Annotated in this window: 9 protein-coding genes; 8 read left to right on the forward strand and 1 reads right to left on the reverse strand. The window is 59.3% G+C overall.

Translation table 11 applies throughout. From position 1 onward, the window contains the following. Window positions 1-294 precede the first annotated feature (294 nt). Together V2391_RS07645 and V2391_RS07650 are read left to right on the forward strand one after the other, a co-directional pair. A complete protein-coding gene (locus V2391_RS07645; RefSeq protein WP_118080140.1) occupies window positions 295-2,139 on the forward strand; it encodes a magnesium transporter in 1,845 nt (614 codons plus the stop codon). A 74-nt stretch (window positions 2,140-2,213) separates the two neighbouring features. Continuing rightward, window positions 2,214-3,410 (forward strand): Nramp family divalent metal transporter, encoded by a 1,197-nt coding sequence (locus tag V2391_RS07650; protein ID WP_329738933.1) that lies wholly within the window; start codon window positions 2,214-2,216, stop codon window positions 3,408-3,410. A 546-nt stretch (window positions 3,411-3,956) separates the two neighbouring features. Here the strand turns inward: V2391_RS07650 and V2391_RS07655 are convergent. Further along, a complete protein-coding gene (locus V2391_RS07655; RefSeq protein WP_329738853.1) occupies window positions 3,957-6,173 on the reverse strand; it encodes an acyltransferase family protein in 2,217 nt (738 codons plus the stop codon). Window positions 6,174-6,359: 186 nt separating this feature from the next. On the opposite strand from V2391_RS07655, the gene V2391_RS07660 reads away from it, so the two are divergent. From V2391_RS07660 to V2391_RS07685, 6 genes are all read left to right on the forward strand, one after another. Beyond that, entirely contained in the window at window positions 6,360-7,355 is a 996-nt protein-coding gene (locus V2391_RS07660; RefSeq protein ID WP_329738854.1) for a ribokinase, read from the forward strand. A 4-nt stretch (window positions 7,356-7,359) separates the two neighbouring features. After that, window positions 7,360-8,334, forward strand: coding sequence for a nucleoside hydrolase (locus V2391_RS07665; RefSeq protein WP_329738855.1), 975 nt, complete (start codon window positions 7,360-7,362; stop codon window positions 8,332-8,334). Between the two features lie 249 nt (window positions 8,335-8,583). Beyond that, entirely contained in the window at window positions 8,584-9,423 is an 840-nt protein-coding gene (locus V2391_RS07670; protein ID WP_329738856.1) for a PRD domain-containing protein, read from the forward strand. Between the two features lie 70 nt (window positions 9,424-9,493). Then, the gene (locus V2391_RS07675; protein ID WP_271740368.1) at window positions 9,494-10,942 is read left to right on the forward strand and encodes a PTS transporter subunit EIIC; all 1,449 of its coding nucleotides are present in this window, start codon (window positions 9,494-9,496) and stop codon (window positions 10,940-10,942) included. 146 nt (window positions 10,943-11,088) lie between these two features. Then, complete coding sequence (locus tag V2391_RS07680) at window positions 11,089-12,507, forward strand: 6-phospho-beta-glucosidase (RefSeq protein ID WP_164473267.1); 1,419 nt, start codon at window positions 11,089-11,091, stop codon at window positions 12,505-12,507. A gap of 182 nt (window positions 12,508-12,689) precedes the next feature. Then, the gene (locus V2391_RS07685; RefSeq protein ID WP_329738857.1) at window positions 12,690-13,700 is read left to right on the forward strand and encodes a LacI family DNA-binding transcriptional regulator; all 1,011 of its coding nucleotides are present in this window, start codon (window positions 12,690-12,692) and stop codon (window positions 13,698-13,700) included. Window positions 13,701-13,771: the final 71 nt, after the last annotated feature.

Here is a 13,771-nt window from a genome sequence, read left to right on the forward strand (position 1 = left end):
TGTCACGGATGCGTCAGCGTTTGGTATGCCTGTGATGTTTGGAGCATAAATATGGCGCCACAGCGCGATGCTGATGCTATAGTTACTGCGGATAACAAGGGTCAAGAGAAAGGTTACAGGTGAAATCCAAACCTCGACCATACAGTCGATGACCCCTTGCAGGTGCTTCTTGCGCATGCACGGGGTGTGAGCGCCGAGCGGCGTGCCGCCCGCGCATGCGTATACATATCTAAAAGTCCACGGATGGCGTGCCGGTATGGCCGCAGTCCGAAGGAATAATGATGGGGAGCACCAGTGAATTATCTGAGTGAGATGCTCAAACTGCCGGTCTTGGACGTCGATGGCGAAAAGCTCGGCGTTGTGAACGATTTTGGCATTGCTACCGGCGAAGTTTTTCCGCACGTGACGTCGCTCGCGTTCCGCGGACCCGGTAAGACGCCGTTTATGATCAGCTGGCGCAAATGGGTCGACCGTATCGACGAGACTGGTGTGCACCTTAAGTCGCCGGCCACCGAAATCCGTTTTTCGTACCTGCAGCCGACCGAACTCTTGCTCGCCCGCGACGTGCTCAACAAGCAGATTGTCGACACGCAGGGCATGAAGGTCGTGCGCGTAAACGACATCAAGTTTTCCATGTCGGGCGAAAATCAGCTGCGTCTGCTGGGTGCCGAAGTTGGCGCCCGCGGTCTACTGCGCGCGATCAGCCCCGCACTCGAGCATGTCGTCGAGGGCTTTATGAAGCACCTGGGCAAACCGCTCGGCGAGGATATCATCGCCTGGTCCTACATGGACCTGCTCGATCGTTCGACTAAAAACATCCAGCTTTCGGTGTCGCACAAGACGCTTGGAGAGCTGCACCCTGCCGACATTGCCGACATTATCGAACAGCTCGACCCGCGCCTGCGTGCGCAGGTGTTCGCGCAACTCGATACCGCCCAGGCCGCCGAGGCCATCTCGGAGTTCGATGACGACGAGCTTATGACCGAGATGCTCGAGGGCCTGTCCGACACGGACGCATCGTCGATGCTGGCCATGATGGACCCGGACGACGCCGCCGACCTGATCGACGAGCTCGATTACGAGAAGGCCGAGAAGCTTTTGCGCCTGATGGGCGTTCAGGAGGAGAAGGCGATTCGTAACCTGCTGGGCTATGAGGACAACACCGCCGGCCGTATCATGACCTCGGAGTTTGTCTCCCTGCCCGCCACAGCGACGGTCGGTGACGCCATCGAGGCGATTCGCAAGCTCGACGAGGACTTCGAGAGCGTCTACTACGTCTATACCGAGGACCCGAGCGGCATGCTCACCGGCGTGCTTTCGCTGCGCACGCTGATCGTGGCCGACCGCGACGCCACGCTGGGCCAGCTGGCCTATCGCGACCTGGTTTATGTGTCGCCCGACGATGACCAGGAAGACGTAACGGACGAGATGACCAAGTACGACCTGGTTGCCATTCCCGTTTGCGACGAGAACCGTCACATCTTGGGTATCGTGACCTTTGACGACGCCATGGATGTTATCGCCGAGGAGCACCAGGAGGACCTGCAGATCGCAGGCGTTGGCTCGGGCGATAGCGCGTCCGACGATTCGACGAATGTGCTCAGCTGGTTTGTGCATCGCCAGTACTGGGTTGTCGTGTGGGGCATTGCCTCGTGCATCATGGCAACGGTGCTTGGGACGGCGCTGGGCTCGGCGCATCTGGTGGTGTTCCCCATGTGCGCCATGCCGCTCGTGCTGCTGGCTGCCTCGCGTATGGTGTCGTTTGTCAAGAACTACTTCTTGGAATACGACGGCCATGACGATGAGCCCAAGCCGTATCTGGGATTTTTCTTCCAGAGCACGGGCATGGGCCTGATTCTGTCGCTCGTGACCTACCTATGCGCCCAGCTGGTGCGCACCGCCGCATTCCTCGACGCGCCCATGTTTGAAGAGCAGCTCTTTACCGGCTGCTTTAACATCGCGGCCATCGTCTGCCTGATCGGCAACATGAGCGCCGTGATTTACCTGATGGTGTTGTTCTGGCGTGACGAGCACGACCTCAATACATCGGGCACCGCCATGAACGTCATTGCCGTCATGATCTCGTGTGTGGCGTACTGCATCGCCGCGGTGCTGCTCACCATGTCAGTCATGGGTTAGGTGGTCGCGTGCAAAACACGAAGCAAAAGGCGAGCACCAAGCAAAAGCTGACCATCGCGGCCATCTTTGGCGCCATGGGCCCTGGCCTTCTGGCGGCGCTTTCGGGCAATGACGCCGGCGGCATCGCCACGTATTCCAGCGCTGGTGCCAGCTATGGCTACAAGATGCTGTGGATGCTTCCCGTCATGACCGTGCTGCTCATCGTGACGCAGGAGACTGCGGCGCGTTGCGGCTGCGTCACAGGCAAGGGCCTGGCCTCGCTCATCCGCGAGCGCTTTGGCGTGCGCAGGAGCGTGCTGGCCATGGCGGCGCTGCTGATCGCCAATACAGCCGTGACCATTTCGGAGTTTGCGGGTATCGCGAGCGGCCTTGCCCTCTTTGGCGTGCCGGCGAGCATCTCGGTGCCGCTGGTGGCACTGCTGGTTTGGATGCTTACCATGTCGGGTAGCTTCCAGCGCATCGAGAAGATTCTGCTGCTGGTGAGTTGTGTGTTTGTGACCTACATTGTCGCTGCATTTATGGCTGGCCCCAGCTGGGGCGAGGTGGCAGTCGACCTGGTTGTGCCCAACATCCAAAATGACCCCAGCTACGTGTCGCTTGTGGTCGCAACGATTGGTACCACCATCGCGCCGTGGATGATCTTCTTGGCGCAGAACAACGTGGTCGATAAGAATGCGGGCGAGGACGATATCGTGCTGCAGCGCATCGACACCGTGAGCGGCTCGATTGCCGCCGATGTCATCGCCGGCTTTATTATCATCACGACCGGTACGGTGTTGTTCCCTGCAGGCATTCAGATTAGCGACGCTGCCGATGCCGCCCGCGCATTGGAGCCTATCGCGGGCCAGTGGTCCACGGTGCTGTTTGCCTCGGGCCTGGTCGCGGCGAGCTTCTTGGCCGCCTGTGTGCTGCCAGGCGTTACGTCCAGCGCCATCTGCGAGGCATTTGGCTGGGAGCGCGGTGCCGATCGCAGCTGGGACGAGGCCCCGGTCTATCGCGGCATCATTACGGCCATCATTGGCATCTCTGCCGTGCTGGTGCTTATGCCCGGTGTTGACCTGTTCCAGATTATGATGACCTCGCAGGTCATTAACGGCGTGCTGTTGCCCGTGGTTTTGGTGTTCCAGGTGATTATTGCCGCCGATCGACACATTATGGGCGCCAACCGCAACGGCCGCGTGTGGAATGTGCTCACCTGGGCGACTATCGGTGTGATTACGGTGCTGACGGTCGTCATGTTTGTGCTGCAGGCGATGGGCTACAGCGCGTAGCGTCTCTTTTGGGTTTCGAGCGGGCCGTGGCCATGGGCTGCGGCTTGTTTTTTGCCTGATGTAGGGGGTTGGTTATATACGCGTGGGCAAAAAATGCCAAATATGAGTACTGTTGCTAATCCGGTGACAATTAAGACAATGAAGATAATGAACATAACTAAAGTATCTGTTAATTAATATCGATACAGCCAGGCTTTAAGCCGATTATTCTGGCCGGTCCAAAGGGGTATGGCGACCGAAAGAACGCCATTTTGGGCCATTTTGCCTGTTACTAAAATGGTATCAGTACTCATATTTGGCATTTTTTGCCCACGGCCCCTTGGGGCCGGCTCGAAAAGAGCAACCTTGGGGTGTTTGCTGCGGGTGCGGGGCTTGCAGACGACACTCGGGGTGGCGAGGAACTCAGAATTCGGCCGCGGAAGGGCATTCATCGACCGCGTCAGGAGTGTCCCTAAGTACCGGCACATATGGAACGTCCCTAACTGCCGGAGGGGGCGTCGGTTGTGGCCGACGCCCCCTCCGGGTGCAAGCGGATTTGACAGTGTGTTACTTGTCGGTGCCTAGCTTGTGCGGTTTGTAGGCGAGCGCGTTGACGAGTGCGTCGGCGGCGGACTTGACGGCCGCCGGCTGCGGATCGTTAACGTGGTCCTCGGGATGCACGGGCAGGTCCTTCTTGACGGCATCGTGGATGAGCTTAAGGTACTCGGCCACGCCCGCGTTCGAAAGGTGCGTGCCGTCGCCGTCGAACAGATCGTTGCGGTTGGCACTATATCCGTACCAGTCGATAACGCGCACGTTTTTATAGCGCGTGGCGGCGTTGGCGATGGCCTGATTGGTAGCGCCGACCCATGGCTGCGGGCTGCGCGTGTTTACAAATACGACGGTGCGCTGATTGCCGGCATCGGCCATGATGGCGTCAATCTGGACATCGGTCACTAGGCCGTTGGTGCCCAGCGCAAAGACTACGATCTTGCCGGCGAGGTTCTGCTGGATATAACCCTCAAATGTTGTGCGGCCCGCATCGAACTGGCGGCCCTTTTCGGCATCGATGTGACTGTGGGGGAACACGCCGTCAAAGGAATCGACGGCGCGCAGGGACACGGAGTCGCCAATCATGAGCAGGTCGTAGGATCCGTCGGGGAAGCCGTCGTTGTCCTTGTCGGTGTCATCGGCCGCCTGCTGGTCCTGGGGTTTTGCATTTTTGGCTTCCTTGTTTAGGATTTCGGCGCCCTCGCCGCTCAGCGCGGATGTGTCGGGCACGAAGACCAGACCACCCAGCGCCACGACAAGCACGACGCCGCAAACGGCGCACACGGGAATATGCGCGCGCACCCAGTTTGCGGGCGTGGTGGTGCCTTCGCGGAGCTCGGAAACGGTGCGTCCAAAGGCGCCCTTCCTAAACGGCGTCTCGATAAAGCGATAGGAGCACTCGGCTACGGCGACCACCACAAGTACCTGCAAGATGTACTGCCACCAGGGCGTATCGCTGATGTTGGCGACCGGGTTCATGAGCAGCAGCAGTGGATAGTGCCACAGGTAGATGCTGTACGAGCGCTTGCCAACCCACACGAGCGGCTCGGCGGACAGCGCGCGGGCAACCATTCCCTGGGGCTGCACGCAGGCTGCGATGACCATGAGCGTGAGGATGGAGCATAACAGCGTGCCGCCGCGATACTGGAACGCGGTGTAGCCGTTGGTGAGTGCGACCATGGCGGCAAGGCCAACCAGACCCACGACGCCTAAGACATCGATGGATGCGGGCGAGGACCAAAAGCGCACGAGGGCGCTCGGCTGTGCCAGGGCGGTATCGGCTGATTCGTCGGCCTTCTTGTCAGGCTTGTCCTCGGCTTTCTTGCCGTGCTTGGCGGCGCCAGCCAGGCGATTGAGCCCCAAACGATGAGCGAGACGCACCGGCGCCAGGTCGCGATCGGGGATAAAGGCCATCCAGGCACCCAGTAGCAGCGAGAACACGCGGGTGTCGGTGCCGTAGTACACGCGGCTGGGGTCGGCGGCGGGATTGTAGAGTACCATCATGGCGAGGGCAGATACCGCGGCAAGGCCCAGAACCACGCGGCGCGTGTTGGGCTTGCTCACATGCATGGATACCATGGCAAACAGCAATGGCGGCCAAATCAGGTAGAACTGTTCCTCGATGGCGAGCGACCAAAAGTGCGTGAGCGGCGAGGGGTCGCCCAGAGCATTGAAGTACGAGACGTTTTGGGCAATCTGCCACCAGTTATTAAAAAACAGCAGCGACGGCAGGATGTCGGGGCGCATCTTGGTGAGCATCACATGGTTAAAGATGGTGCACAGCGCGCAGGTCACCACCACAACGGTTACCACGGCGGGGAACAGGCGACGGATGCGGCGAATCCAGAAGCTCTTGAGGTCGATGCGGCCGGTCTTTGACACTTCGTTGATGAGCAGGCGCGTGATCAGATAGCCCGAGAGCACAAAGAAAATCGTGACGCCAAGCAGGCCGCCCTGTGCCCATGTGAGGTTGAGGTGATAGAGCACTACCGCGACGACGGCGAGCGTGCGCAGGCCGTCGAGGGCGGGGATATAACGAGATTTGGGGCGCGTGGGTGCCTGTTCTTTTGCGGCGCTGTTGGTGTGGGCACCCTTGTTGGCGGGCGCACGATGAGAGCCTGCGGCGTGGCGCGGCTCGGTGGCTTGTCGGTTAGCGCGCGAACGTTCGTGCGGCGCTTGTTGATCGCTCGCGTGGCGTGAGCTGCGCGAACTCGATCGCGGGAATTGTTCCATAAAACATCATCCAATGACGAGAATAATCAGCACGTCTTCATTGTAACCGCCTGCTCCTGTGAATGCTTGCTGCCGGCGCAAGCTCAAGCGCGCGTCCACATCAAAGTGAACTAAAGTTATAGAGGCGCGAGAGCGCACGATTGACGGCCAAAGGCGGGTGCAGAGCCCGCGGACGAGGAGGTTTCCATGGCAGATAGCGGCATCGTTGCGGTGTTCGGCAGCATGAACATGGACCTTTCGGTGGCGTGCGAGCGCATGCCGCGTGCGGGCGAGACCGTTGGCGGCAGCGGGTTTATCACCAACGCCGGCGGCAAAGGCGCCAACCAGGCCGTAGCTGCTGCGCGCATGGGCGCGCACACGCATATGATCGGCGCGGTCGGCTGCGACGCATTTGGCACGTCGCTCGTGGCGGGGCTCCAAGACGCCGGCGTGGACTGTGTCTTTGTAGCGCGTCGCGATGACGTGGAGACGGGAACGGCGACCATCATTCGCTGCGAGGGTGACAACCGCATCGTGCTGTCGCCGGGTGCCAACCATGCGCTCGCGGGCGAGGATGTTGCCCGCGCGCTGAGGCGTCTGGTAGCCGATGAGCTCGACGGAGACGCCAGCGATATTGCCCCGGCTGCCGGAAGCGTCTTTATCGCCCAGGGCGAATGTGACCTTGCGGCGACGGCCGAGGCGCTTGTTTGCGCTCACGAGCTCGGGTTCTATACGGTCTTTAATCCGGCGCCTGCCTGCGAGTTGCCTGCGGAGGCCTGGCCTGCGGTCGACCTGGTCTGTCCCAACGAGACTGAGTGCCAGGTGCTGACGGGCATCTTGCCCGCGGATGATGCGAGCTGCGTCGCGGCGCTCAATGCCCTGCTCGCCAAGGGTGCCGGAGCTGCGGTCATCACGTTGGGCGGCGCCGGGTCGGTTACGCTCGGCGATGACGGCGAGCCGCTGCGCATGCCGGCGCTCTCGAGCACGTTGGTCGATACGACGGCCGCGGGCGATACATTTATCGGTGCGCTTGCCGCGGCTCGCCTGGAGGGCCTGCCGCTCTTTGAGTGCATGGCGGCGGGTGCACGCGCCTCGGCGGTGACGGTGTCGCGCTTGGGCGCTCAGCAATCAATTCCCACGCGTGCGGAAGTCGAGCACAAGTTTGGTTTAGACGGTTTGGATGTAGACGGAGAAGCGGAGTAGAACAATGGCAACCAAGAAGCTGATCCTTGATCTGGATATGGGTGTGGATGATGCGATGGCGCTTGCCTATGCCATCGCGAGCCCCGAGGTGGAGCTCGTCGGCATCACCACGTGCTTTGGCAACGTGCGCGTCGACCAGTCGGCGCATAACTGCCTGGCGGTGCTCGACCTGTTGGGTCGTCCCGAGGTGCCGGTGTACCTGGGCGCCGATCGTCCCGTGAAGGCGACCGAACCCTACACGCCGCCGGCGTCCACCACGCTTATCCACGGCAAGAACGGCATCGGCGGCGCAAGCGTGCCCGCCTCGCTGTACGAGCCGGTGGGCGCGACGTCGGCCGATGGCAATGCGGCGGTCGATTACCTGATTGATGCCGCGCGTACCTATGGTCCCGACTTGGTCTATGTGGCGACCGGTCCGCTCTCCAACCTGGCGCTCGCCCTTGAGCGCGACGCGGCGGCGATGATGTCTATCGGCCGCGTGGTGGTGATGGGTGGCGCCCTGACCGTGCCCGGCAACGTGAGCGCCGGTGCCGAGGCCAACATGGCGAGCGACCCCGAGGCGGCCGATGCCGTGCTGCGCTCGGGCCGCAAACTCACCATGGTTGGTCTTGACGTGACGCATCGCGTGGTGCTGACGCGCCGCGACATTGCCGGTTGGACGGGCTCGGGCACCATGGCGGGCTGCGCATTTGCGAGTATGGTCGAGCACTACATTGGCTCGTACGAGATGAACGCCCCTTACCTGGGCGGCTGCGCGCTGCACGATCCGCTTGCCGTTGCCGTGGCGATTGATCCCACGCTCGTGGGCGCACTTGGTTGCAACTTGCGCGTCGACTTGCTCGGCGAGTATCGCGGCCGCACTATCTGCGACGAGCATCGCCTGTCCGACCCCGACAAGAGCGCGCTTGTGGCACTCACCGTGGACGCCCCGCGCTTTCTGTCCGAGTTCAAGGCGCGCATGGCCCGCATCCTAGGCTAGGCTCGGGATCGAAGCACGCCCATCTGCTCGATGTGGCCGCTGGCGGGCCGACATCTACCGTTCGCCAGCCCGATGGTCCCCGGGGCGGGGAGAGCGCTATAATGCATTCTGCATCTTGGATTGTTACTCCTGTGTGGAGGCATGCCCAAGAGCAATACAACACGGATTGTTACGTAAGGCATGACCGCAATAGCACTGCTATTGGCTATCATGCCTTTTTCTGTGAGTGTTCTTGAAAGGAGGTTCACCATGCTTGCAATTAAAAAGCTTAACAACAACGCGGTTCTTTGCCGTGACGGACAGGGGCGAGATGTCATCGCCATGGGCAGGGGCGTCGGTTTCGGCGGAGATTTTCCTCGAGAGCTCCCTCTTTCTAAAATCGAGCATACGTTTTACGACATTGATCCTAAAGGACAAGATGTCATGAGGGATCTTCCCTCGGATATCGTGATGTTTGCGGCGAAAGTTATGGACATCGTTGCCAACGAACTGCCCTACGACCTCTCGACCAATGCGACGCTGTTCATGGCTGATCACCTGTCGTTTGCCGTTGCGCGAGCCCAAAAGGGGGTCCGCATCGCGATGCCTCTTGCCTATGAAGTGCGGGAGACGTATCCGAAGGAATACAAGGCTGCCCAGTTTATCGTCATGCGACTCGAGAAGGAGCTCGGAGAGCGGCTTCCCAAGGATGAGATTGCCAGTATTGCGATGAATCTCGTGAACGCACGGGTTGTTGAAGCCGTCAAAGCCACGGCCGAGCCCGCAAAGCAGTTCGACGATATGCTCGAGGACGTTATCGAGATTCTCGAAAGCGATTTCCGCATTATTGTCGACCGCGATTCCTACGATTTCACCCGCTTCGCCACGCATCTGCGGTACCTGTTCAAGCGCATTCAAGCCGGCGAGTCGCTGAACAGCGCCAACATGCAGATGTACAAGAACTTTCGTGAGGAGTTTCCGCAGTTGGCAGAGTGCGTGAAGCATATCGGTTCCTATTGTCGTGAAACGTGGGACGCCACGCTCTCCGAGGAGGAGGAACTCTATCTGATGATCCATCTCAACCGGATCATCTCCAAAAAAGGATTGTAACCCGTAGCCATTCGGGGCATGACCTTTGCCGATTCGAACAGTAAGCCAAGATTGTGCAAAGGAGCCAATGATGGCAAATTACAAAAAGGTGGCAGAGCAGATTCTCTCCACTGTGGGCGGGGCGGAAAACGTGGCTTCGGTTACGCATTGCATGACGCGCCTGCGCTTCAACCTCAAGGATGAAAGCCTCTCGAATGATGAGAAGCTTGAGGACATCTCGTCTATCATCAGCGTCGTGCACGCCGGAGGGCAGGTGCAGCTGGTGGTCGGGCCCACGGTCGACAAGGTCTACGACGAGGTTTGTAAGCAGGGCGGATTCGAGGTCACGGTATCGATTGACGAGGAACTCGATGGCCCTCAGCTTAGCTGGAAGGAGCGCTTGGCGCCCAAGCACCTCTTCAATCAGCTGCTCGATGCCGTGAGCGGCGCTATCACCCCGATCCTTCCGATCTTTTGTGTCGCCGGTATCTTCAAGATGCTCGTTATTCTGTTTGGGCCCGAAGGCGCCGGTTTTATGTCCGAAACGAGCGACCTGTATCGGATCCTTTCCCTGGTGGGCGATGCGGCGTATTACTACTTCCCGGTGTTTGCCGCCTATAGCTCGGCTAAGAAGTTCAAAACGAGTCCTGTGCTGGCACTGCTCATCGCTGTTGTGATGATTTATCCCGACATGCTCGCTATTGTTGAGGACGGAAAGCCTTTCAGCGTCTTCGGCATCCCCATGCAGCTCGTCAACTACACCCAGGCTGTTCTTCCGGTCATCTTGATCACCTGGGCCCAGTCCTATGTTGAGCGCTTCTTTAAGAAGATCTCGCCTGATATGTTGCGCATTCTGATCGTACCCGTGGGTACGGTGCTCGTGATGTTGCCGGTCGCGCTGTGCCTCTGCGGCCCTGCCGTCCAATTTGTCATGGGCCTTGTGGCCGATTTCATCATTTGGCTCGCCTCTGTTGCCGGTCCCGCTGCGACCGCGGTTATCGGCGCATTCTGGAATCTGATCATCGCCACCGGCATGCACGTGCCGATCTATACCGCCATATTGCCCGCCGCGCTCCAGAACGGTTACGACGCCATCTTATACCCCGGCACCGCGGTTGTAGCCTACACCACGCTTGCCATCGCGCTCGCCTATGGCCTGCGCGCTAAGGGCAAGGAGAGTCGAGCCACGGGCTGGAACTTGTTCATCACCTATGCCTTCGGTCGCGTGAGTGAGCCCATCATCTACGGCATCCTGTTTCGCGACAAGAAGGCTCTTGCCTGGAACATGATTGGTGGTGCTGTCGGTGGTCTGCTGGTAAGCCTTCTTCATGCCAACGTCTATATCTTCACTGGCGTTGGTTTCCCATGGATGAACGTGCTCATGTTTGCTCAGGATATCATCCCTGGCACCATCGGGTGTCTTGCTGGCGGTGCCGTGACGTTTGCGTTGGCGATGATTTTTGGATTTGAAGGACAGGAGAAGATGCCGTTGAAGTCCAAGAGCGGCGATTCTGAGGCCGTTGAATCCGTCGAGGCATAAGAGGCTACTACACAAATATGCTCCCCAGCCGTTGCGCGGTCCGACCCCTTGGCCGCGCAACGGTACTGTGCTGTTGCGCGGCACTTGCCGAGTCCGTTGCGTTCGACAGTGTGGGCCGGGAATTTGATAGAAAGGACGACACCATAATGTTTAGAGAAGATTTTTTATGGGGCGGGGCTCTGGCTGCAAACCAGTGCGAGGGAGGATGGAACGAAGGCGGTCGCGGTTTAGCCAATTCCGACATGCTGCCGTTTGGCGATCAACGCATGGACGTCATGCGGGGAGACCTTGATCCGCGTGCGTTGGCACCCGACAGCTTCTATCCCGCTCGCAAGGGCATTGATTTTTACCATAGGTACAAGCAGGATATTGAACTGTTTGCCCAGATGGGTTTTAAATGCCTGCGCTTATCAATCGCCTGGAGCCGCATTTTTCCCAAAGGAGACGAAGCCGAGCCCAATGAAGAAGGCCTTGCCTTTTACGAGGATGTTTTTAGGACGTGTCGCGCGCATGACATTGAGCCTTTGGTGACGCTCAACCACTATGATGTCCCCATGCATCTCGTCGATGCGTATGGCGGATGGCGCGATCGCAGGTTGGTCGACCTGTTCGAGCGATATTCGCGTACCGTGTTCGAGCGCTATCGGGGATTGGTCAATTATTGGCTGACCTTTAACGAGATCAACATCATGACGCAGGCGTGCTTTATGGCGGCGGGGATCATCTTCGAGCAAGGGGAGAATCGCTATGCAACGGTTCACACGGCCGTGCACCATGTATTGGTTGCGAGCGCCCGTGCGGTCGGGGCGTGTCATGAACTGTGCCCTGGGGCGAAGATCGGTTGCATGCTCAACGCAGGTGTCTTCTATCCGGCTACATGTGATCCGGACGATGTGCTGGCTGCGCAGGCTGAGAATCGCAGCCATTACATGTTTACCGACGTCCAGGTGCGCGGTGCGTACCCGAGCTATGTTCTCAAGGAATACGCCCGCCATGGTTTTGAGGTGCCCTATCGGGATGATGACCGCGAAGTACTGGCTGCAAACCTGGTCGATTTCGTCTCGTTTTCGTATTACTCGACGCGCGTCGCAAAAGCGCATGCGGAAGGTCAGTTCGATTCGAACCTTCTTCGCTCGGCGCCTAATCCGTATCTAAAACAGGAGCCTTGGGGGAGGTTTATCGACCCCAAAGGGCTGCGCGTCACCATGAATGAAATCTGGGATCGCTATCAAAAGCCGCTGTTCATCGTCGAAAACGGTTTGGGTGCTCCTGATGTGCCGGAAGATTCGGGTGAAATAGAAGACGACTATCGAGTTGAATACCTGCGGGCCCACATCGAGGCGATGAGGGAGACCGTCGAGCTCGACGGGGTGGAACTCATGGGATATACCTGTTGGGGCCCGATCGATTTGGTTTCGGTCGCCACAGGACAGATGCGTAAGCGCTACGGGTTTATCTATGTCGATCGAGACGATAGCGGTGCGGGCTCGTTTGAGAGACGTAAAAAGAAAAGCTTCGAATGGTACCGACGCGTAATAGCAAGCAATGGCGAAGACCTTGCGTAATAACGTTAAGATGGACAAATGCGCCCGTTGGGGGAATAGTCGTGCCACTTCGCTTGACAACAGGCTAAACTAGCTATTAAACATTTACTATTCTGTTTAGATTGAATTTGCGGTCGTTTAGTTGCCGAGCCACGGGGCGGTCAAGCCACGATGCTCGGCCGCGACCGATGCTAGGGGGAACGATGGCTAAAGCAAGCGTCCGCGAGATCAGCCGCATTACCGGCTTTTCGCCCGCAACCGTGTCCAACGCGCTCAACCGCAAGCGCAGCGTGAGCGAGGAGACCGCCAAGGTCATCCTGGAGTGCGCGCAGTCGCTTGGCTATCAGCAGTCGACGCAGCTCGAGAGCATCCAGTTTGTGCTTGCGCGCAAGACGGGCGCCATCCTGGACGAGAGCACCTTCCATCCCGCGGTCATCGAGGGCGTGGAGCGCCAGGCGCGTCGCCACGGCATGAGCACGAGCTTTGTCTCGCTCGACTTTAGCGACCTGGACGCCGTGCGCCCGCAGGTCGAGGGCCTGATCGCCGACCCGTCGGCCGCCATCGTGCTGATGGGTACCGAGCTGGGCGAGGAGGACTACGCCCTGTTCGCCGACGCTGCCGCCCACCTGATTGTGCTCGACGGCTGGAGCGATCGCCAGTACTTTGATGCTGTAGTCATTGCCAATACCGATTCGGTGCTGCGTGCCGTGGATTACCTTATCGAGAAGGGCCACAAGCAAATCGGCTACCTGGCAGGCGACCTGCGCATCCGCAATTTCAAGGATCGCGAGCGCGGCTATCGCCAAGCGCTTGAAGATGCAGGCCTTGAGGCCAATCCGACATGGCGCGTCACGCTGGGCACCACGCTCGAGGGCGCCTATCGCGACATGGGCGCATGGCTCGATACCGTTTCGCATGATGAACTGCCGACGGCTTTCTTTGCCGAGAACGACGTCCTCGCCGTGGGTGCTATGCGTGCGTTGAGCGAGCATGGCATTCGCGTGCCCGAAGATGTCTCGATGATTGGCTTCGACGATCTTTCCGTGGGCGCCTTCTCCAACCCGCCACTCACCACGGTGCATGTTCCCAAGCACGAGGTGGGCGAGATCGCGGTGCGCCGTCTGGTGGGCAACATCCGCAATCCCAAGAGCTATACCTGCAAAACGGCCGTCTCGACCTATTTTGTCGAGCGCCAGAGCGTGCGCGAAATCTAGGCAAAGGCAACGCTAGGCCGTAGGGAGGCAAAGCTCGCTAAGGCAGCCATACATAACGCTACTAAGAGAGG

The sequence above is a fragment of the Collinsella sp. CM84Y_54 genome, from assembly GCF_036317945.1.
Taxonomy (GTDB): Bacteria; Actinomycetota; Coriobacteriia; order Coriobacteriales; family Coriobacteriaceae; genus Collinsella.

What these genes read in the sequence shown, in the direction of transcription:
- V2391_RS07650 (WP_329738933.1), top strand. Translation starts at nt 2,214, where the DNA reads ATGGGCCCTGGCCTTCTGGCGGCGCTTTCGGGCAATGACGCCGGCGGC.
- V2391_RS07655 (WP_329738853.1), bottom strand. Translation starts at nt 6,173, where the DNA reads ATGGAACAATTCCCGCGATCGAGTTCGCGCAGCTCACGCCACGCGAGC.
- V2391_RS07660 (WP_329738854.1), top strand. Translation starts at nt 6,360, where the DNA reads ATGGCAGATAGCGGCATCGTTGCGGTGTTCGGCAGCATGAACATGGAC.
- V2391_RS07665 (WP_329738855.1), top strand. Translation starts at nt 7,360, where the DNA reads ATGGCAACCAAGAAGCTGATCCTTGATCTGGATATGGGTGTGGATGAT.
- V2391_RS07670 (WP_329738856.1), top strand. Translation starts at nt 8,584, where the DNA reads ATGCTTGCAATTAAAAAGCTTAACAACAACGCGGTTCTTTGCCGTGAC.
- V2391_RS07675 (WP_271740368.1), top strand. Translation starts at nt 9,494, where the DNA reads ATGGCAAATTACAAAAAGGTGGCAGAGCAGATTCTCTCCACTGTGGGC.
- V2391_RS07680 (WP_164473267.1), top strand. Translation starts at nt 11,089, where the DNA reads ATGTTTAGAGAAGATTTTTTATGGGGCGGGGCTCTGGCTGCAAACCAG.
- V2391_RS07685 (WP_329738857.1), top strand. Translation starts at nt 12,690, where the DNA reads ATGGCTAAAGCAAGCGTCCGCGAGATCAGCCGCATTACCGGCTTTTCG.